This is a genomic window from Nostoc sp. UHCC 0302, from assembly GCF_038096175.1.
In the GTDB taxonomy this organism is placed as follows: Bacteria; Cyanobacteriota; Cyanobacteriia; order Cyanobacteriales; family Nostocaceae; genus UHCC-0302.
In genome coordinates, this window is the sequence record NZ_CP151099.1 from 2,653,652 (window position 1) to 2,674,943 (window position 21,292).

The 21,292-nt window shown below is 41.0% G+C and carries 18 protein-coding genes; 9 read left to right on the plus strand and 9 right to left on the minus strand.

Features of this window, described 5'->3' with window-relative positions:
• Positions 1–70: 70 nt before the first annotated feature.
• The gene (locus tag WKK05_RS10995) at positions 71–1,147 is read left to right on the plus strand and encodes an Mrp/NBP35 family ATP-binding protein (protein ID WP_341529763.1); all 1,077 of its coding nucleotides are present in this window, start codon (positions 71–73) and stop codon (positions 1,145–1,147) included.
• Position 1,148: 1 nt separating this feature from the next.
• Here the strand turns inward: WKK05_RS10995 and WKK05_RS11000 are convergent, their stop codons facing one another.
• The 3 genes from WKK05_RS11000 to WKK05_RS11010 all read right to left on the minus strand — a co-directional run bounded on the left by WKK05_RS11000 (position 1,149) and on the right by WKK05_RS11010 (position 3,644).
• Positions 1,149–1,844, minus strand: coding sequence for a haloacid dehalogenase type II (locus WKK05_RS11000; RefSeq protein ID WP_341529764.1), 696 nt, complete (start codon positions 1,842–1,844; stop codon positions 1,149–1,151).
• 214 nt (positions 1,845–2,058) lie between these two features.
• Entirely contained in the window at positions 2,059–2,559 is a 501-nt protein-coding gene (locus tag WKK05_RS11005) for a fatty acid hydroxylase (protein ID WP_341529765.1), read from the minus strand.
• Positions 2,560–3,038: 479 nt separating this feature from the next.
• Positions 3,039–3,644, minus strand: coding sequence for a flavin reductase family protein (locus WKK05_RS11010; RefSeq protein ID WP_341529766.1), 606 nt, complete (start codon positions 3,642–3,644; stop codon positions 3,039–3,041).
• A gap of 459 nt (positions 3,645–4,103) precedes the next feature.
• Here WKK05_RS11010 and WKK05_RS11015 point away from each other — a divergent pair, with 459 nt between their 5' ends.
• Both WKK05_RS11015 and WKK05_RS11020 read left to right on the plus strand, forming a co-directional pair.
• Entirely contained in the window at positions 4,104–5,156 is a 1,053-nt protein-coding gene (locus WKK05_RS11015; protein WP_341529767.1) for an LLM class flavin-dependent oxidoreductase, read from the plus strand.
• Positions 5,157–5,352: 196 nt separating this feature from the next.
• On the plus strand, positions 5,353–5,964 hold the full coding sequence (locus WKK05_RS11020) for a peroxidase-related enzyme (RefSeq protein ID WP_341529768.1): 612 nt from the start codon (positions 5,353–5,355) through the stop codon (positions 5,962–5,964).
• A 155-nt stretch (positions 5,965–6,119) separates the two neighbouring features.
• On the opposite strand, the gene WKK05_RS11025 is transcribed toward WKK05_RS11020, so the two are convergent.
• The 3 genes from WKK05_RS11025 to WKK05_RS11035 form a co-directional block, all read right to left on the minus strand.
• The gene (locus WKK05_RS11025; protein WP_341529769.1) at positions 6,120–7,319 is read right to left on the minus strand and encodes a PLP-dependent aminotransferase family protein; all 1,200 of its coding nucleotides are present in this window, start codon (positions 7,317–7,319) and stop codon (positions 6,120–6,122) included.
• 200 nt (positions 7,320–7,519) lie between these two features.
• Positions 7,520–8,494: a hypothetical protein gene (locus WKK05_RS11030; protein WP_341529770.1), complete on the minus strand. Its 975-nt coding sequence runs from the start codon at positions 8,492–8,494 to the stop codon at positions 7,520–7,522.
• Positions 8,454–9,968, minus strand: coding sequence for a filamentous hemagglutinin N-terminal domain-containing protein (locus tag WKK05_RS11035; protein ID WP_341531063.1), 1,515 nt, complete (start codon positions 9,966–9,968; stop codon positions 8,454–8,456). Before WKK05_RS11035 ends, WKK05_RS11030 begins: the two co-directional genes overlap by 41 nt.
• A gap of 1,072 nt (positions 9,969–11,040) precedes the next feature.
• On the opposite strand from WKK05_RS11035, the gene WKK05_RS11040 reads away from it, so the two are divergent.
• Positions 11,041–11,838, plus strand: coding sequence for a basic amino acid ABC transporter substrate-binding protein (locus WKK05_RS11040; RefSeq protein WP_341529771.1), 798 nt, complete (start codon positions 11,041–11,043; stop codon positions 11,836–11,838).
• Between the two features lie 63 nt (positions 11,839–11,901).
• Here WKK05_RS11040 and WKK05_RS11045 read toward each other — a convergent pair whose 3' ends face one another.
• The gene (locus tag WKK05_RS11045; protein WP_341529772.1) at positions 11,902–12,360 is read right to left on the minus strand and encodes a histidine phosphatase family protein; all 459 of its coding nucleotides are present in this window, start codon (positions 12,358–12,360) and stop codon (positions 11,902–11,904) included.
• Positions 12,361–12,458: 98 nt separating this feature from the next.
• Here WKK05_RS11045 and WKK05_RS11050 point away from each other — a divergent pair, with 98 nt between their 5' ends.
• Together WKK05_RS11050 and WKK05_RS11055 are read left to right on the plus strand one after the other, a co-directional pair.
• Positions 12,459–16,076: a CHAT domain-containing protein gene (locus tag WKK05_RS11050; protein ID WP_341529773.1), complete on the plus strand. Its 3,618-nt coding sequence runs from the start codon at positions 12,459–12,461 to the stop codon at positions 16,074–16,076.
• 39 nt (positions 16,077–16,115) lie between these two features.
• Complete coding sequence (locus WKK05_RS11055) at positions 16,116–16,328, plus strand: DUF1932 domain-containing protein (RefSeq protein ID WP_341529774.1); 213 nt, start codon at positions 16,116–16,118, stop codon at positions 16,326–16,328.
• A 243-nt stretch (positions 16,329–16,571) separates the two neighbouring features.
• Here WKK05_RS11055 and WKK05_RS11060 read toward each other — a convergent pair whose 3' ends face one another.
• Positions 16,572–17,738, minus strand: coding sequence for an acyltransferase (locus WKK05_RS11060; protein ID WP_341529775.1), 1,167 nt, complete (start codon positions 17,736–17,738; stop codon positions 16,572–16,574).
• A gap of 221 nt (positions 17,739–17,959) precedes the next feature.
• Between WKK05_RS11060 and blaOXA the strand changes: the two genes are divergently transcribed.
• Positions 17,960–18,832 carry a class D beta-lactamase gene (blaOXA, locus tag WKK05_RS11065; RefSeq protein WP_341531064.1) on the plus strand — a complete coding sequence of 291 codons (873 nt, stop codon included), beginning with the start codon at positions 17,960–17,962 and terminating at the stop codon, positions 18,830–18,832.
• A 123-nt stretch (positions 18,833–18,955) separates the two neighbouring features.
• Here the strand turns inward: blaOXA and WKK05_RS11070 are convergent, their stop codons facing one another.
• Positions 18,956–19,663 (minus strand): DJ-1/PfpI family protein, encoded by a 708-nt coding sequence (locus WKK05_RS11070; protein WP_341529776.1) that lies wholly within the window; start codon positions 19,661–19,663, stop codon positions 18,956–18,958.
• A 96-nt stretch (positions 19,664–19,759) separates the two neighbouring features.
• Here WKK05_RS11070 and WKK05_RS11075 point away from each other — a divergent pair, with 96 nt between their 5' ends.
• Positions 19,760–20,452: a LuxR C-terminal-related transcriptional regulator gene (locus WKK05_RS11075; RefSeq protein WP_341529777.1), complete on the plus strand. Its 693-nt coding sequence runs from the start codon at positions 19,760–19,762 to the stop codon at positions 20,450–20,452.
• A gap of 186 nt (positions 20,453–20,638) precedes the next feature.
• Positions 20,639–21,262 carry a hypothetical protein gene (locus WKK05_RS11080; protein WP_341529778.1) on the plus strand — a complete coding sequence of 208 codons (624 nt, stop codon included), beginning with the start codon at positions 20,639–20,641 and terminating at the stop codon, positions 21,260–21,262.
• Positions 21,263–21,292 lie beyond the last annotated feature (30 nt).

The window sequence follows — 21,292 nt, forward strand, 5'->3', positions numbered from 1 at the left end:
GAGAACTATAGCTTACATATCAGTATCTCGCTTTTTTCCAAAATTGATCCCAAAATCGAGTTAGTTATTAATGTCTAGCCACCAATCCCCCTTCCATAGGTCAGATGCAGCGGCACAAACGCCACCTCCTGATCCTTTCACTATTGCCCGTCAACAAGAAGTTATCCAACTCCTTAAACAAGTCATCGAACCTACCTTAAAAAACGACATCATTAGTTTAGGAATGGTGCGAAACTTACGTGTTGTCGATGACTATGTTTACCTACGTCTATACATTGGTTCTCACCAACACCAGTTACAAACAGACATTCAAACTGCGTTATCACCACTTTCTTGGAGCAAAAAAAACTACATTCAAATTTGTACAATTCCAGGAGTAAAAACAACCTTAGCAATCTCTAGTGGTAAAGGTGGCGTTGGCAAATCCACAACCTCAGTTAACCTAGCCGCTGCACTCAGGTTAGCTGGGGCTAAAGTCGGGTTATTAGATGCAGATGTTTACGGCCCCAACATTCCCCAAATGTTAGGTCTGAAACAATCTGAAATCAAAGTTATAGACACTCCCAACGGTCAAAGATTTTTACCCTTGGAAGCTCATGGGATTAAGCTGATGTCTGTGGGTTTGTTAGCAGAACCAGATCATCCTTTAGCTTGGCGTGGGCCTGTTTTACACAAAATAATTACTCAATTTATTAATGAAGTGGAATGGGGAGAACTGGATTATTTACTGATTGACCTTCCTCCTGGGACTGGAGATGCTCAAATCACTATCATCCAAGAAAGCCCAATTTGTGGGGTAATACTTGTGACCACACCCCAACAAGTCGCCGTCTCTGATGTACGTCGCAGTATCTATATGTTTCGTCGAGTAGGGGTTCCGGTTCTCGGTATTATCGAAAATATGAGCTATCTTATCAGTGGTGATGGCAAGCCTACAGCAATTTTCGGCAGTGGTGGTGGTCAACAATTAGCAGAGGAACTCAAAGCACCCCTATTAGGGCAGATTCCCCTTGATCCTGCTATCTGTAATGGAGGCGATGCTGGGCAGCCATTAACACTGACTGACCCTGACTCGATAGCTAGCCTAGTTTTTATACAAATTGCAACTGCACTGGATACTACTTTTTCTTCTTCAGTTAATTTGTAAGCTACTTGGAAATAAAAGCAGCCAAGGTCTTTAAATCAGGCACTTCTAAATCAGGTTGACTGATTGCTGAGACAGTAGCACCAACCCCTTCTTGTCCTACTCTCCGGTTTACCCAAACTGTTGACAATCCTAGAGACTTGGCTGGAACGATGTCGTGATAAACGCTAGCTGCAACGTGTAATATCTGCTCAAGCGGCAGATTAATTCTTTCAAATGCCAGTCTAAAGTTATTCAGAGAAGGCTTATAACTTTTTACTTGCTCTGCGGTGATAATTTGCTCAAATTCAACTTCTAAATGTTTCGCAGAGAAAGCAAAGAGATCATCATCTACATTTGAGATAATTACAAGTTTAAACTTTTGCTTAAGGGTCTTAAGCGCCTCAACTGTATCAGGAAAAGGTAACCAATGCCGAATCGAATCGGCAAGCGAATCTAGTTCCTCAGCCGTTGGATTAAAGCCAAATTGTTCGCCAAACTTTTGTACTACTTTCCTGAGAACTTCTCGATATTTGATGTATTTTCCTTGCTCCAGCTCTGCCTCAAATTCAGCAAAAAGTTCCAGAATTTTATCATCACTCAAATGAGTTTCGTGGGCAAGCAAAAGTGGCTTGATTGCTGATAAAATACCGTTTTCCCAATCAATTAGGGTTCCGTAACAGTCAAACGTTAAAACTTTGTAATTATCAAAATCAATCACATCTTTTACTCCAGACCTTAATGAATCGTGTTTAGTAATACGCTTGGTATAAGACAATTTACACGACCAATAATATCTGTAGAGACGCTGCATTGCAACGTCTCTACATCAAATTTTGCCAAAAAGCCTTTTCTCTCCAAGAAGAGTACAAATTTAAACCTAGAAACTCAAATTTAATCTGACTTTCTTAGTTAAAAATTAGTATTGAAGCTACCTAGACACGCGAATAGCGAAAATGAAGCCTTAGCAGACGTAACCAACGCATCCAGGTTTTAGAAGGTTGCTCAAAGAAGGTAAAAATATCACCGAAACCCAGGTTAGTTTTTTGATGATGTAGCCAGTGTCTCTCAGGAGTCGTGATGAATAGAAACTGGCATAAAAAAGCTACAGGCTTTGGAGTTTGCCAACCCAGGACTGCTATGTGTCTCCACCATACATGAAACTGACCAAACAATAGTCCAGAGATAACGCCTATGGGAGAGAAAGACCATAAAACCACTGCCACAAGCAGATACGGTAGCGCACCCAAGATACCATCTAAAAGAACCTGGGGATTGAAGGTTAAGATGGCGTAGTGACGGAAATCCTTCTTCCAGGAGTGGTGCGTTGTCAGATGGAGGCTACCAAATACATGCTCAGGTATATGGTAAACGAATGTAGAAAGGAAATCGCCCAAAAATAGTAATAGCCAAGCAACAGCGATAGCCTCAAGCATTTGTACTCCTCAAGTTCACTAAGAAAACTCCACACAGAAAATTGTTCAAATCTCATGCAAAACAAGGCGATCGCGTAGATAAATATCTCTCAACCAAAGCTGTTCTGTATATTCTGCATCTACGCTTTACTTAGTTATGCTCAAAATCTACGTATGTTAGGAAGTTGCAGTTTCATGAATCTCCAATCCTTATTTGCGTTGAACAGCAACTGTTGAAAGCCTCTAATCTGGGTTTTGACTCTAGGTTGATGGAAGTGATACATCTAAAGCCCGATAGAAATAGTGTACTTTACCATAGTTACCTCACAATCTTCTTACTAAGGCATACGCTATTAGCAAAGATTGAGTTAACTGTTGTACAAATTTAGGTTAAGCTTTTTGCCAGCTAAATATGTGATTATACCCAAATACTACTTACGCATGAAAACCAAAAATCAAGCATTTAGGCTAGAATTGTAAGTATAAATGAGTAAAACCCATTAGTTTGGACGAATAATCTCATATAAATCATGTGTGCGAGTATACCAGTTTCCTGAAAGGCGACCGATCGCGTGTAGCTTCGCAACATCAATTGTATTTTCGGGTGTAAGTAAATCATCGCGAACGTGCCACAAAACTGCCTCAGCGATAATTAAGCCCGACGGACTGCTCTCGTTTCCCACATAAATTACTTGTTTGAGCAGACACTCAATATTAATTGGTGACTCGGCAACTCTCGGCGGACGCACCCGTTTCGAGGGTACAGGAGTTAGTCCTGCCACTTTGAACTCGTCAACCTCTGGCGTAAATTCGCCACTAGTGGCGTTCATCTGTTCCCCCAGTTCTTCTACAGCTAAGTTGACTACTAGTTCCCCAGACTGTTCCACATTTACTAACGTGTCCTTTTTTACACCACTACGAGAGCCACTGGAGATAGCTAGAGTCGGTGGGTTAGCTGTCACACCCATAAAAAAACTGAAAGGTGCAAGGTTAGGCGTGCCATCACTGGCGATCGTGGACACCCAAGCGATCGGTCGAGGAACAATTGAGCCGACGAGTAATTGATAGGTATTTCGTGGGTCAATTTGGGAGGGATCGATAATCATCTATAATTTTCCTCACAAAAACTACGCTTGTTAAAAGCTATTAAGACTTACGCATACACACGAAAAATCAAGGGTTTTATCTTTTCTTAATGCCATTCGGTGTAAGGGTACAAGGGACAATTAATTGTTTATTCCCCCTGTCTATACCTTTACACCTCTAGCTTTCATTATTGCTCTTGCTTTTTGCAGCCATCTGTGAGATGTTCGTACTCAATGAAATACTACTATATTCCGATAGATTTGCCGTATTTAATGGAAAATTAATTAGCCTGAAGGTGCATATACTTTAGTTCAATCATATCGTGAAGCCTTTAGCCACCTTTGCTACTGGGCTTTTACAGCAGTTTTCAATTCCATAAATTCAGGAGAAACAAGCTTTTCATAATGAGTTAGTGCATTTTATGGCTGAGTCGCGCAGAGAATTTGAAGTTTTCGCTAACTCTAGATTTGGAGATAATTATGTCAGAACCACGTTACGGGATTTGGGCCCCTGTCGGTGGCAACTTTGGCCCCCTCAACACGTCAGAAGAACCTATTGATGCGAGTTATGAGCGGACGCGATCGCTTGTTCAAGAAGCAGAGCGGTTGGGATATGCCACAACCTTGATAGCACAGCACATCGCTAACCCCCGCAGTCTAGAGTTAGACCAGTTAGAAACCTGGACAGCATCCGCAGCTTTAGCTGAAGCCACAGAAAAAATTGAGATTATCGCTGCTATTAAACCTCTACTGTTTCATCCCGCAGTTTTAGCAAAAATGGCATTGGGCATTGACGCCATCAGTCGCGGGCGTTTTGCTATCAACTTAATCAGTGCTTGGTTCCGTCCAGAAATGGAACGTACTAATATCCCCTTCCCGCCCCACGATGAGCGTTATCGCTATTCTGATGAATGGTTGCAGGTTGTAAGAGCTTTATGGAGTGGCGAAAGAGTTAACTTCCAAGGAGAATACTTCAAGATTCAAGATTTGAGCTTCCAACCAACTCCTGTAGCCCAACCATATCCCCCTGTCTACCTTGGGGGTGCATCTAGCCCAGCCCAGATTCTGGCGGCTGAACAAGCAGATATTTACTTTATTAACGGTCAACCGATTGAAGATGTCGTCAAGGTAATTAAACAAGTTCTGAGTCGACCGCGTGCTTTACCCAAACCTGTGCGCTTTGGTCTATCGGCCTTTGTAATTGCTCGTCCCACTGATGCTGAGGCACAAATAGAGCTTGAGCGACTCATGGCACTACAAAAGCAGGAAGAACACCTGAAATTAAGTGTTGCCAAAGGAATTGATCCGGACGCTGTGATGTTCCAGTTGTTTGCTAAAAATCCTGCTGTTGGGGGTAATGGTGGTACAGCAGCGGGCTTAGTTGGCAGCTATGACACAGTAGCAAAAAGAGTTGCGGCTTTCGTCGATGCAGGTATAGACACTTTCATGTTGCAATTCAATCCCTTTGTACCAGAAATGACTCGCTTTGCTCAGGAAATTATGCCCCGTGTGCGACAGTTGCAGAAGGTATAGAAAAGAAACCTCTATTTTTCTTATCTCTGTGTTCTCTGCGCCTCTGCGGTTTGATCAATTACTTTTTAACCACCAAGAGACAGAGATAAGTCTAAGCTAAGGCTTCTTAGTCTGGAACTTTGATGGAGAACAGATAAAAAAGCGAAAACTGATAGTTATTCTCAACATTCAATAGTCAACAAAAAGAGGAATTTTTATGTCTAACAATGGCTCTAATACAACGATTTTGCAACATCCAACCACTGATACAGAAATCTCTTGGCTCAAGCTGCCTGAAGAAGAGAATTTACCAAAAGAAGTGCAAGCTATTTTCCATAATCTACGCGATCGCTATGGTTTTGTTCATAACTTCTTTCGGGGTTTTGCCTTAAATCCCGAACATCTGCTGCGCTGGTTTCAGTACTATAATTCGGTGATGAACACTCCAGGACAACTTTCTTCCAGAGAGCGAGAGTTGATTGCAGTTGTGGTTTCAGCAGAAGTTCATTGTGAATGCTGCGTAGTGACTCACCAAGCACAACTGCGAGAGGTTGTTGGTGATCCTGTGCTGGCTGACTTGGTTGCACTTAACTACCATCGTGCTAACCTCAGCCAAACAGAACAAGCCTTACTCGATTTTGCTGTCAAGATTACGCGAGATTCCTATGAGATGAGTCCACAAGACCTCAAGCCTTTGCGTGAATTGGGCTTGACTGATGAGGCAATTTTAGAAGCTGGAGAAATAGCGGCGCAGTTCAACTTCACTAAACGGTTGACAAAAGCGTTTGGTTGGTTAGCAAACCCAGAATATCACCAGTTGTATCGTTAAGAAAAATCAGCATAGTGCAGGTAATTATTAGCAAACAAGAAGCTCAGCAGAACGCGACTCTAAACGTGTTGTTCCTTATATCGAACTCGAAAAGCTCTCAGCAATTTGAGAAACAAACAAATGAGGTGACATACAATATCCTTTACCTTCTGATTTCACTGCCGCAGTTGGCGCAACACCGCTCCCAGCGTGGCAATTCCTTCGACAATCTTCTCAGTTGGCTGATAGCTAAAAGCTAGTCTGATGGCATCATCTCCTTCTCCATTGGTATAGCAGCGAGTTCCTGGTAAAAATGTCACGCCGTGTTCGCCAGAAGCGTTCAAGAGCGTTTTAGCACTGATGTCTGCGGGCAATTTACACCAGACGAAAAAACCTCCATCAGGCCGTAAAGCAATGACATCACTAGGAAATTCATGAGCGATCGCCTCTAGCATCACATCACATTTATGCTGGTAAGAGGCGACGAGTTTTTGGATGTGTGCATCTAGTTTGCCTGCGGCACAATAGCGGGCGATGACATGGCTGATAAACGGCCCTACAGGCCCCTCGCTTTTGAACATTGCCAACCGCTCAATAATCGGTGGAGCGCCGCAAGCCCATCCCAAGCGTACACCGGGTACAATGATTTTCGAGAAGGTACTCACATACAATACCCATCCCGCCTTATCTAGAGATGCCAGGGTAGGTACAGTTTCGCCACGAAAACGTAAATCACTATAGGCATCATCTTCCACCACTAAAACCCCATATTCTGCCGCCAGCGCTACTAGCTTTTGTCGCCGAGACAACGGCATAGTTACACCTGTAGGATTGTGAAAAGTCGGGATGGTGTAAATAAATCTCGGTCGAATGCCCTGTTTTTGCAAATCAATCAAAGTTGCTTCCAGCGCATCTACATCCATCCCCAACTCATCCACAGGAATAGTAATTATCTTTGCACCAGCACTGACGAATCTGGTAACTACTCCCAAAAAGGTTGGCCCTTCAACAATTACCACATCACCTGGTTCGACAAATACATCTGGAAGTAAGCCCAATATTTGACCAGAACCATAACCGATGAGAATGCGATCGCGATCGGCGGTAATCCCTTGTGCCTGCAAGCGGAGGATGATTTGCTCATATAGTTGTGCTGCGGGTGGGCCGTAATTCAGGGCAGTAGGAGCCTCTTTTGTTAAGACCTCGGCACTTGCAGCAGCCAAATCGTCATGAGGAAACAGAGTTGGATCAGCTAGACCGTAAGCAAAACTAACGGTGATAATCTTGGTTAACTCTGTCCCGTAAGTTGGTGGCGCTATATTTTTGGCTCGTGCAGCGAACAAATCAGCAATTCGGTAAGCAGGGGTGGAAGCCATAGTCAGCTTTTCTTCTAGATTTACGGGTGTATCAGCATTGTAGATAAAAAATACTGATAGTCAGCTTCACCATAGTTAGTTTTGTTGAGCAGGGAGCCTGCCAGAAACACAGCATTGATATGTTGGCTGTCCTTCAGCGAGCGGCAATAGACTTGTTCAACGCCTTGGTAGCACATTGTGTAGGGACAATTGCCATTATGCTAGATAATTCTTAGTAAGAAATAAGATGCGTTTCCCCTGGTGTTAGTGGTGTTTAATGTGGCGTTGTCTATAAACACCGTACCTGTTGACGAATTAATAGAGATACCAGCAAAGTTTCTATCTGGGAGATTATTAACGCTAGAAGCTTGTATGTTGGGAGATTGAATATTACCTAGAGCGGTAAGGGTAACATCTCCAGCTACTCCATTACTCGACTCTGCTCTGAGTTTCCACCCTGTTGTGTCATCTTGATTGTCAACAGTTCGTACAGTCTGACCCCTCCCTGTCGGAGTTACTAGAATCTGACCCTGAGAAGCAGTAAGTGTTATATTTCCACCAATTCCATTAGGGTTAGAAGACCTGATATCTCTAATCAACTTTCTCAGTCTAATGTTTTCAATTTCAATAGCAGAAGGTGTATCTTCTCCTACAAGATTTATGTTACCAGTGTTACTGATAATATCGATTGTTCCTGCTCTTCCTCTTCCTGCTCCAGCTTCGAGGATACGAGACGCAATTTCATTTGCAATTGTGATGTTGCTGTTAGCTTGAAGGCGAATGTTCCCACTATTACCATCAGGAGTAGAGGAAACTATTTTTCCTCTAGTGTTAATGCTTCCATTTCTGCTTGTGAGAGTAATATTTCCACCATCACCATTACCGCCAGCAGCCACAAAGGACTCTATTCCAGCAGTAGTAATGTTTCCTTCGCTAAGTATCTTGACATTTCCAACTGTGCCATTATTTATACTATTAAAAATGTTTGCAGCAATCGTAACATCGCTTATAGCATCTATCGTGACTGGATTACCGGAGGCAAGAACTGATGTCAAACCATTAGAAGTATTTATTCCACTTGTAATTTCAATTGAACCTTGTAGATTATTTGACTGAAATTGATTGGTTAAAAATACTTGACCATCACCTTGTATGCTAATGCTTCCTATTCGTAATATTTGCACTTGTTGGTACACTATCAATCCTTAAATTGACAATTCCTGGAACAGGATCTGGTATGTTCGCTACAGGATTAAAGGCGGTTGTACCTGCTCGAATATCCAGAGTTGAAGAGTTTCTGCCGTTAATGCTTATTGATGTCCCATCTGATAGTGGTACATTTTCTTCAATAAGCCCATTCGTTCCATCTGCACCTGTAATTACAACTGTGCTATCGATTCTCACACTCCCTCCAGCAAGAATGTGTAATGAACCTCCGCTATAGCTTTCAAAACTCACATCTTCAGCAGCTCGAATAATCGGATCATAAGGGCTAAATAGACCGCCTAAACTCCCATCTAATTGTTCAATCCGAAAACTGCCTCCAGTCCAGTAATGTGCATCGCCTCCGACTGCGTTAGCCGATCGCAACACCATATTCCCGCCCGACAATAGACCGCTAGAAGAATTATTCAAAGCAAAAATATCAACTGCTTGTCTGCCTTGAACTAATAAGTTTCCTCCAGCTTGCGCCACAAAGGGATTCGCTACGCTATCTCGCACTCGCACTGTATCCCCTGCTAGCAGGTTCAAATCTCCAGTTGTCGCTATCTGACTGTCTACCAACGTTAAATTATTATGCGCTGTGAGTGTTGCACTCTGAGCTGTAACTTTGTTTGCGACTAAATCACCATCTACTACAGGTAAGCCAGAACTTGATAATTCAACCTGTCCGTTGCTATTCACTGTCAACCCTAAACGCGATCGCTCATCAATATTTGTCAGTAACTCAGCCAGAGAAGTTGAATTTCCAGTCTTTATAGATGAAGTATCAATATTTTGAAATTGTCCTGTTGAACTCAGGTTCACAACACTACCACCTGGCACTGCTGCAACAGCAATCTGTCCTGCTGCTGACAACTGCCCTGTACTTGCAACTGTACCTCCCAACAGCGTTAAGTTTTGGCTTGTTGAGAGATTCCCAAAATTGGCGATCGCACTCGGCTGTCCCTGATTAAATTGCACTCCTAAAGGTACTGACACAGATAGTAATGGCAAGGCTGTGGGATTGGTAGCGCTAAACTCTTTCCCATCCCCAAAATTAAAACTATTGCCTGTACTACCTAAAAATGAACCATTCAAATCTAAGGATGCATTAGGGCCAAAAATAATTCCGTTGGGGTTGAGCAAGAACAAATTCGCATTCCCTAGAACACCCAGTCTTCCATAAATATTTGAGGCATTGCTCCCCGTCACTCGACTAAAAATGTTCTCAATTCCAGTGGGATTGCTGAAATAAGCTCCTCGTCCCTCTCTGACATTGAATTCTTGAAAACTATGAAATAGACCAGAACCGCGAATAGCACCACCATCTATGCGATCGCTCGACACACCTTTAATATCAACATTAGGTGTGACAACAGAATTTTCTACCCCTAAAGTTTGATCTGGAACAATTTGAGCTATTACACTATTCCCACAAAAAACAACTCCAGGGCGAACGCACGGTATTTCTGAAACCTTTGCTGGGCATGGATCTTGATGAAAAAATAGGCTAAATTAAAAAACGCCGAAACCCTTGCTATTAAAGGATTCTTATACTTTAGATGCGTTTGCCCTGAAAACAACTCCGCTTGTTGCAGCCAGAGTAATTCCTATGTGCCAGAACTTGAATATATTACTGCGATATCCCCTACGGCTAACTGAGTTTTCTGGTTGCATCTTCATTACGTTCCAAAAGCTGTAGGATGCCTGTAAGCAACATAATTTTCCCATGATTTTCATGGTCTAACTGCCATTATTTAGGTACATAAATTTTTTAGCTCCAACCACTGAGGGAAAGAACATTAATGCTATACACATTCCTTCACCACAAGTAAGCTATTATACTTTTAAATTGCATATTTACTCATGAGGGTTGTCAAGAGTCTAAAGTCAAGGTGAAACTGGACTCTGGACTTCCTAGACGAAAATTTATGCAAGTTAAATGCACGATAGTTTAACTGTAAACTTTCAAAGAAATTGAAAGTTCAAGCGGAGAAAGTCTTATATTACGCTTAGGCAACTGTATAAATAGTGCCTAATTACTAAGTAAAATTTCAATTTATGGGAAACTAATCAGATTAAGTTTTTAAATGACTCTACGGATAGTAACATGTACTCATCCAAGAATCAAGCAGCAAATATTAGTAACAGCAATTATGTATTTTACTTAGTACATAGAAACTATCAATCTTCCGTAACTCTCATGAGAGAACAATAGGGTAAAATGCCGCAAACTCTTTTCTGTAAGAGCTTTTTGGAAAGAGAATCTGCATCAGCAATAAAATTTGTAGACAAGTACCTGAGCGTAAAGTTTCATGATTGTCTGCTAATTTTGTAGTAGTAGGTGTAATATCGAAATCATCATTACTACTCTTGTCATAAAAAGTTAAAAACGCTCAATGACAGAATTCAGAATTATATAATGGGCGGACTGCGAGCGCCATATCTACTATCATGCATCTTATGCGGCTTATGCCTCTAAACTGTATTGTGTACTATATCTCTGTTTAAGCTAGAGGCTGTAACACAAATCCAGACTATGACGGAATTGCTTAAATTTAATTGGCGAAACCTATTTTTAGGCTTAGGCTGTTTACTATTGGTTATTGCTTGTAATAGTTATAATCCATCTGTAAATCCAAGTGCTAAAACTTGGAAAATCGCTACAGACCCTACCTTTGTTCCTTTTGAGTTTCAAACACCTCAAGGTAAAATACAAGGCTTTGATATTGATTTGATGAATGCGATCGCCAAGGTATCTGGATTTGTAGTTCAGTTTGAAAGTATGCCCTTTGATGGCATGATTTCTACTTTGCAAGCCAAAAGAGTTGATGCAGCAATTAGTGGTATTACAATCACTGCTGAACGCTTGAAAACAATTTCTTTTTCCCGTCCTTATTTTAAAGCAGGGCTGGCGATCGCAACTCGCAAAGACAACCAAGATATCAAAGACTTCAACAGTCTTAAAGGTAAAAAAATTGCTGTGCAGATTGGTTCAACTGGCGCAGACTTTGCTAAAACTATCCCTAATGCCAAAATTAGTACGTTTAATTCTGGGCCAGAATTTTTTCAAGACTTGCTCAATGGTAATGCTGATGCTGTAGTTAGCGATGCTTTTGCTACTTTATATGCAATTAAAAATGGCAAAATCAACGGTATCAAAGTTGTGAGTGAGTTACTCACAGAGGAATACTACGGCATTGCTACACCTAAAGATTCTCTTCATCTGGATGCTATTAATCAAGGCATAGCTACTTTGCTATCTAATGGCACTTACAAACAAATTTACCAAAAATGGTTTAATATAGAACCGCCAAAATTGCCAGAAAGTTTGTAATTTTAATAATTAATCGCTTTGGTATCATCAACAGCAGCTTAAAACATCCGCTACAATGATTTTTTAGGAAACTTTTTTCAGTTGCTCAATAGATATATCAGAGTCAATAAATCGCAAATAATACACATCTGGATTACTCAGATTTTCCCATTCAGTATAGCCAATACACTGATCAAAATGTTTCAACATTAGTGTCATTAAATTGCCATGTGTAACTATAACGCTCGTGGTTGTTGACTGTTGTAATAATATCTCATCTAATACAGCGACTCCTCGCTTCATTGCAACGCGGCTCGATTCACCTCCCTCGAAAAAAATATCTAGATTGACAAATGTCTCAGCCAAGCGATCGCGCCAATCATCCAATGGTTGTGAACTCAGTACGCGCTCACTCAGTCTATTATCTGTTTCAATGTGCAACCCAAGTCGCTCTGCTAGAGGAACAATAGATTGATAGGCTCTTACGAAGGGATTAAAAACAATTCGCTCTACTTTCGCATCTTGCAACAAATTTACTGGCAAGGGTTTGGTCGAAACAAGCGTGCCATTCGTTGCATACGCCTCATTCCGCCAGAAATATGCGTAAATTATGAAATAGTGGAAAATGAAGAAGTACAGTAATGGCTAAAAATTTTTCAAAATGGGGAAAATTTGTCCTGAAAATCGTTAACGCCAACACGCCTCAACTGCATCTTCTAGGGTCAATCCTGTTGTTGTATGTATCTTTGTATTCAGAAAGCGTCAACGCCTATCCCAAACTGACACCTTCAACCCCACCGCCTCAACTCCAAACCCAAACCAACACTCCAAACAGCAACCGTGCTGCGGCTGAAAAAGCAGAAGCAGAAGCTAAAAAGTTAGACGTAAAAACGACACCCATTACCCAAGTCATTGCTAAATGGGAAGAAGCGCTAAAATATTGGCGTATAGCAAAAGACCTGAACAAAGAAGCCAAAACTCTCAATAAAATTGCTGGATTCTACTCGTTTCGGGGAGAATATGCCAAAGGTGTGGAATATGCCGAGAAAGCACTACCTATTTGTCAAGCTTTAAAAGAACGCAACTGTGAGGAAGGAGCTATTACCTTTCTTACCTGGAGCTATGATCGCTTGGGAGAATATCAAAAGGCGATCGATAACTCTCAACTTGCATCACGGGTTTCTGAAAATCCGAATTACCGACCTATTTCTTTAAGTCAAATTGGGCGTATTTACGGTATTGACTTAGGCGAAAAAAAGAAAGCACTTGAGTATTACAACAAAGCTTTGGAATACTGGAAAGAAAAAGGTGATGTAGTCAAACAATCTGAAATACTTGAAAAAATTGCTGGTTTTTATATACACTTAGGTGAAATAAATAAAAGCGTTGAAATCTTCAAGCAAGCTAATACTTTCGATCCAGAATTTAAAAGAGATAGAAGTGTATCTAATTTGGAGTACGAATTGTTATCAGAATCCATATGTACAAATAAATTAGTATCATTAAAAAAAACTCCCCAAATTGAGCAACCAAAGAATTCGTCGAACCAATCAGAAACGGCTAATCTTAATGCAGCTACCTACAATCTGATCGAAAAATCGAAACGAGAAGCCCAACAGTTTGGTAAACAAGAAATTCTGAGTTTTCAAGCAGATAAGCTAGGATTTATTGGCGATCAATACGAAATCATCGGGGAGTATCCAAAAGCCCTGGAAGTTTATCAACAAGCACTAAAATTGATAAGAATTATGGGCGCTAAACCCAAGGAAGCAGAGACAATCACCGAGATTGCTAATATTCTAAATAAGCAAGGTAAAAAACAAGAAGCCATTAATTCCCTCAACCAAGCTTTAGACATTCAACGTCAGATTAAAACTCTTCCAGCAGAAGCAGATACTTTAAATACTCTTGGTAATGTTTACTTATCTTTAGGGGCGTATCCTGAGAGTTTAAATGCTTATAATAAAGCATTATTTTTATGGATAAATATTGGCGATCGCAGCAGTGAAATTAGTACTCTGTGGGATATTGGTTATATATATCGAAAGTTACAAAATTACCCACAAGCTCTGAACTATTATCAGCAAGCCTTGTCTACATCCCGAATAACGGGAAACTGTCACTATGAAGCCTTATCATTAGAGCTTATTAGTCCAACTTACCTCAATTCCGGAAATGATCAACAAGCAATTAGTTTTGCCAATCAGGCTCTAGATTTATCTCGTAATTTAGAGGTGATTGAGTTTAAATCAGCCATAGAAGCAAATATGCTGAATATCCACGCTCAAGTTGAGAGTAAACAAGGAAATTATTCCCAGGCTCTAGAAGACTCTCAAAAAGCCAGAAAATTGGCACGAGAAATAGGCGCTAGGGAGATAGAAGGTATAGCTTACACCCGAACGGCTGAAGCTTACGCCGCCTTCAAACAACCCCAAAAAGCCATCCAAGCTTATCAAGAACAACTTGCTCTTTATGCTCAAATGGGCTTAAGTACTGAACAAGCCCAAAGTCACTACAATATCGCCAAACTGCAACGCCAAAACAACCAATTACCAGAATCCCTCAGCGAAATAGATAAAGCAATCAAAATCATTGAAAACATCCGCAAAGAAGTCGCTAGTGAAGATTTAAAAACTTCTTTTTTCGCTACCGTACAAGATTATTATCAACTGAAAATCGACATTTTGATGGAACTGCACAAACAAGACCCATCAAAAGGATACAACACTCTTGCCCTCAACACCAGCGAACGCTCCCGCGCCCGCAGTCTGCTAGAACTCCTGACTGAAGCCCATGCAGATATCCGTAAAGGAGTAGATCCAAAACTCTTAGAAGAGGAACGTAGTCTACAACAACAAATTGATGCCAGAAGAAAAATCCGGATTGAACTCTTATCAAGTAAAAAACCCCCAGAGCAAGTAGATGAATTAAATAAAGAAATTGAGGAACTTTCAGAGAAATATCAGCAAATCCTAGCTTCTATCCGCGCTAAAAGTCCGGGTTATGCAGCAATCACCCAACCCCAACCCCTGACACTCGCAGAAATTCAATCCTTAGTTCTTGATGACAACACAATTCTTTTACAATATTCCCTTGGACAGGAACACAGTTATCTTTGGCTAGTGACAAAGACGGGAATAAAAAGTTATGAATTACCCAAAGGTGAAGATATTGAAACGGTAGCTAAGAAGTTTGCTCAAAATATCAAAGGCGGCGGGGAATTATATTCACGAGGTGGAATTACAGTTCAACCTAGAAAAAATGCTGAAAATCCTGAAAAAGTTGCCACTAAATTAAGTCAAATGTTACTTCAGCCTGTAGCGGAGGAATTAGGAAATAAGCGATTGTTGATTGTGGGTGATGGAATTTTACAATATATACCCTTTGCAGCGTTGCCAAATCCAACATCAACAAAATTACAACCGTTGTTAGTAGAACATGAAATTGTGAATGCGCCTTCAGCTTCTACAATTGCGGTGGTGAGGAATGAAATTAAAAACCGCAATATTGCTGTAAAAAAATTAGCTGTGTTGGCAGACCCGGTATTTAGTAAAGATGATAATCGCTTAAAGCCAAGTGTAGCTCAAGGTGGTCAAAATAGAGGTAAAAATCCCAACTCTACTGAGTTAAATGCTTTAGCAATGAAGCGTTATAGCTGTGATTCAAATCTTAGCTTTCCTCGCCTTGAAGGCACACATACAGAAGCCACAAATATTTTGAGTTTAGTTCCCAAATCATCAAGCAAATCAGCTTTTGATTTTGATGCTAATCGCACTACCGTAACGAATCCAGAAATGAGTCAATACCAAATTGTACACTTTGCAACTCACGGATTTTTCGATACGAACAATCCTAAGTGTTCTAGTGTAGTGCTGTCTTTGGTAGATTCAAAAGGAAATGCTGAAGATGGTTTTCTTCAACTTCAAGATATTTTCAACCTCAACCTCCCAGCAGAATTAGTGGTGCTAAGCGCTTGTGAAACCGGACTTGGAGAACAAGTAAAAGGTGAAGGTTTGGTAGGATTGACAAGAGGATTTATGTATGCAGGTAGTCCACGAGTTGCTGTCAGTTTGTGGAGTGTAGACGATAAAGGAACAGCAGAATTAATGACAAAATTTTACACAAAAATGCTCAAAGATAATTTACGACCTGTAGCAGCGCTGAGGGCTGCACAATTAGAAATGTGGCGCAGTCCCAATCCCAATTATTCTCGGACTAATGTCTGGGCGGCTTTTACTTTACAAGGTGAGTGGCGATGATGTGAGGTGATACTGCGAAGATTTGGAGCCGGGAAATAAATGATACCGAAGGCACATCGTTGGGTTGGTGAGATGGAAGAGATAGCAGCTACATTTGGTGCTGTTGGTTTAACAGAACGCACCTTTGAAGGAGCCGCAGATATTTATCGCTTTGTCAAAGACACATCCTTGGGTAAAGAAACTCCAGAAGAACGCCCTCGCGATCGCTCACTTACTGATATTATTGCTATCCTCTCTGAAGAAAACTCTTAAAGCGATCGCACTTGGTTTAATTTTTTATCCTATGCTTAATTGTCAGCTTTTCACCTTTATGTCTTTGTAGTTCAAAAGTCAATTTTTTACAAGAAAGATGAGGGCAGCCGTGTGTGAGTTTCTCGACTTAAACGGACTGCCCCTACTAAGACACTAAGAAAAATACATCATTAATCCTTGCAGATTAATTAAAGATGGTTTCTAGTAATTATGATGGGATCTAGCATCCTAATTTGGTGTTTGCTACATTCCCAAGTATTTCTGCGAAACCTGAATCCCTAAAACTTTTCTAGCGGCAATTATCACAACACAGCATAAAGCTATCACTCCCCAAGAATTTATTAGTAATTGCGTGATCCAAAAGTTTTGTAAACCAATTTTGCTGGTTATTCTACTAAACAAATCAAGTACTGGTACATGAAATAGATATATCCCAAAAGAAAATTCCCCAAGAATAATTAAAGCTTTTGGCCAATTACCAATTTTTTTTCTTGTCCCCAAGAATAGTAGTATTAATAAAAACGAAGATAAAAAGGATGATACCTTAATCTGTGAACCTGCAAAACCATGAAGATTGTGGGCTTTACAAAGGTAAAATCCTTCAGCAACAGCTAAAAATATAGAACATATATATAGTAAAGTTATATTTTTAATATTTTTATTTGGAACTACTAGCTTACCTTGAGATGCTAGGATACCAAAGTAGTAAAAGCTAACCCACACAGTAAAAGGGAGCGCGTACCAAGGAAGTTTGATCTCATAGTGAAAATACAAGTGAGAAAAATATAACCCAACTAAGGATAAAGGCGACAGCGACAACCATAGAAAGTTTTTAACTGTGCTTTTTGTTGACATAACCATAAAAGGTGTCAACACAATTAACTGAATAAGAACAATGACGAAGTAGTAAGGGGTAACAATCTGTCCAGTTATCACATGATAAAAAATTTTGCTCCAATGCCATTGATAATTAGGCTTATAAAACAATATTATTAAAACACACCATGCTATATAAGGTAGCAATATTCTGCTGAGTCTTTTTTTATAAAAATCTAAATAGTCTGAGCGTTTTTTTAACTCACCTTTATATGCAAAATAACCAGAAATGAAGATAAATATGGGAACCGCAAAATTAATAAGTTGCCTGATAATTAGCGATAACTCATAGTTCCAGGCAATTTTATTGTTAATACCACATGCATGAATCGTAACTACTGCCGCAATCGCTAGCCCACGCAAAGCTTGAAATGATTCATCTTTATTTTTCATTTTTGTAAAAATTTTGCATTTCGCTCTTAATGTATCAAAAAGCGGTATATAAACAATCACTATTTGCTTGCTAAATACTGCTCTTATATTACTTTTATGAGAGAATAACTTGTAATCCTTACAAGATAAAGCTTTTCTCAAAAACCTTTGTTTCAACTATTATCTTAAAAAGATACGCTCAAATTCCCCTCATATCTAAAATTTAAAAAACTGACTCTTATTTTTATTTTTCCAGAGTAAAAAATAAAGTTAATCTCTGCGCTCTTTGCGGCTGAAGTGTGACACTTCATTGCTAGAAAGATGAAATGAACAGGATTGCGGTATAGTATTTCCCGTTTATTATTAATCTGCGAGGAGTAAAAATCTTGTTTCGCATAAAGCGATCGCCGCAATCTCTTATTTTCAAGGTCATTGGATGCCTTGCTTTGTTGCTTGTGATTAGTTTCACAGCAATTCATGTTCTGGCTCAACCTGCTTCCACCTCATCAGAAAATCCAGCTAAAATCACTGCTCAAACGCCAAATTTGGGGCGACACTTCCGAGAATTTGGACTTGAGGGATCAATCTTAATTTATGACTTAAATAATAATCGCAGCTACGAACACAATCCTCAACGTAACGCAACTTCCATTATTCCAGCTTCGACATTCAAAATTTTCAATGCGATGGTAGCCTTAGAAACGGGTATCGTTCCTGATGATGTGGCTGTCCTAACTTGGGATGGGATTCACCGAGATATCGAAGCCTGGAATCATGATACAAATTTGCGTCAAGCCTTCAAAGATTCAACCGTGTGGTTCTATCAAGTATTGGCACGTAGAGCCGGACATGAGCGGATGCAACAATTTATCGAAAAAGTTGGCTACGGTAATCGTCAGATTGGTACTACCGCAGACATTGATCGTTTCTGGCTGCAAGGGCCATTGCAAATTACTCCCAAAGAACAAATTAATTTCTTGCAAAGGTTGTATCGAGGCAATTTGCCCTTCTCGCAACGGACTATAAATCTTGTCAAGGATATTATGGTGCGTGAACAAACTCCAGCATATACATTGCGAGGAAAAACAGGATGGTTAAACACTACTAATCCACAAGTTGGTTGGTTTGTTGGATATTTAGAACAGAATAAAAACGTTTACTTTTTCGCAACAACTATTGATATGCAAAAAGCAGAGGATGCACCTCGGCGAATTGAGATTACACGACGAAGTTTAAAAGATTTGGGTTTGCTGTAAGCTATAGAGACTACAATCAAACCCTCACGAGCAGGAGCGATAAGCGAAGCTTAAACCTACGGCTATCGCATAGCTTCGATCAATAGTTCGTGAGGTTATTTGTGCAGCAAAGGACAGATTTGCCTATGTTGCTTTTACACCAAATGCCTTAGCATACAGTTCAGCCAACTCTGGTTTAGTAGTCTTTAGCCAATTAAAATAGAAGGGGATCGCCTTGCTCACTAAATCAGCTCCCGCTTTTTCTGGTGAACCTACATTGAATGGAGGGGCTGGATCGTACTCCATTAATAGTTCAGTGATCTTGGCAGTTTCCTCACCACAAAGCATTTTAGCAATAACTAAGCCAAAATCAATACCTGCCGTAACACCCCCACCAGTGATGCGATTTCGGTCAATTACGACTCGCTCTGTTCCAACCTCAACTCCCAAAAGAGCTAGCTGTTTGCGTGCCATCCAGTGAGTCGCTGCTCGATAGCCTTGTAGTAGCCCTGCCTTAGCAAGAAATTCAGAACCTCCGCACACAGAGGTGATGTACTTTGCTGTACTACCTTGCATCTGGAAAAATCCAATCACCTCTGGATCATCTACTACTGTTATTTGTCCTGAGCCGCCGCCGACACAGATAACATCTAAACGCGGGCAATTTTCAAAGGTGGTATCGGGCAAAATGATCAATCCCTCTTCAGTTTTGATCGGGTCTAGCGTTTTCCAGATTCGATGCAGTTGGATATTGGGAAGCGTACTAAAAACTTGCTGTGGCCCTGTAAAATCAAGTGTTGTCATGCCCGGATAAATTACCAAACCAATGATGTGCTTTTGTGAGTGAGTCATGGATAAATTTCTTGATGACAATTGCAATGAAATCCATAATAGGAGTGGTAACTGACCACGCCCAGTCCTCGAACGAGTACTCTTAAAGGCACAACTATGACGAACTCGCTACAGTCTCTGTTTAAATCGATCGCTCAAGCGAAAAATGAGCAGGCGTTGCGATCGCAGCTTTCGGTAGAGGCGAGAGAGCATTTTGCTGCTAAACGGTCAGGATTATTTTTCCTAGATCAAATTCCCTTCGCTGACCGAAGACTTCAGAAAGCATTGCAATTTGGGTTAACCACCGAACATAATCCAGTTGTGCGCTACTTGGTGGAGCGTCATGCTCCAGTTCACGAAGCATTGGTGGTATCACCAAAGGTCTGGAGTCTAATTTGCCCTCGTGCTGATCATTGGCACGTTATGGCAGGGCCAATTGTGAGCAATGGTCAATTAGTGGGTGCTGTGGGCTTTACCCGTGAGCAGGCAACGCCAGCATTTAACGCACAAAACCTAGTGGACTTGAGCGCACTTTGTCTACACTTGTCAACTTGGGCTGCAACGGTGCGTTCACAACACTGCCCCTTAAGGGCAGATTGCCTAACATTCCGTGAACTGCAAATCGCCCAATTGGTTGCTCTGGGACGAACCAACGCAGAAATTGGCATTGAACTTTGGATTACTGAAAATTCTGTGAAGCAAGCCCTAAAAAGAATGTTTCGCAAGCTTGAGGTTTCGTCTCGTGCCGAGATGGTTGCACAACTTTCTACAAGTACAAAGGTTTACTCGTTTAACAATGAGGCAAGCTAGCAACTTTAGTAGCGACTGTCTTAAAAGTCAAGCAATCGTTTGCGCTCTTTTAGAAAATTGGTCTTATACCAATTCGCAATTAAGAAATTTAGATGCAGCAAGACAATCCTTACTTACATCTATTGCCTGATTTTAGAGAATTGGTCTTAAGCCAAAAATGTCAAGGCACAAGCCGTTACAATTTAGGTGAAACACGGAAACGTTAAAGCAGAAGTCGCTACAGTGAAAGCAGAAGTTGCTACAGGCTGCGCGAAACACGGAAACGTTAAAGCGGAAGTCGCTACAGTGAAAGCAGAAGTTGCTACAGGCTGCGCGAAACACGGAAACGTTAAAGCGGAAGTCGCTACAGTGAAAGCAGAAGTTGCTACAGGCTGCGCGAAACACGGAAACGTTAAAGCGGAAGTCGCTACAGTGAAAGCAGAAGTTGCTACAGGCTGCGCGAAACACGGAAACGTTAAAGCGGAAGTCGCTACAGTGAAAGCAGAAGTTGCTACAGGCTGCGCGAAACACGGAAACGTTAAAGCAGAAGTCGCTACAGTAAAAGCAGAAGTTGCTACAGGCTGCGCGAAACACGGAAACGTTAAAGCGGAAGTCGCTACAGTGAAAGCAGAAGCCGCTACAGGCTGCGCGAAACACGGAAACGTTAAAGCGGAAGTCGCTACAGTGAAAGCAGAAGCCGCTACAGGCTGCGCGAAACACGGAAACGTTAAAGCAGAAGTCGCTACAGTGAAAGCAGAAGCCGCTACAGGCTGCGCAAAACACGAAAACGTTAAAGCAGAAGTCGCTACAGTGAAAGCAGAAGCCGCTTGAGCCTAACGCACCCTACCAGATTCTGACACG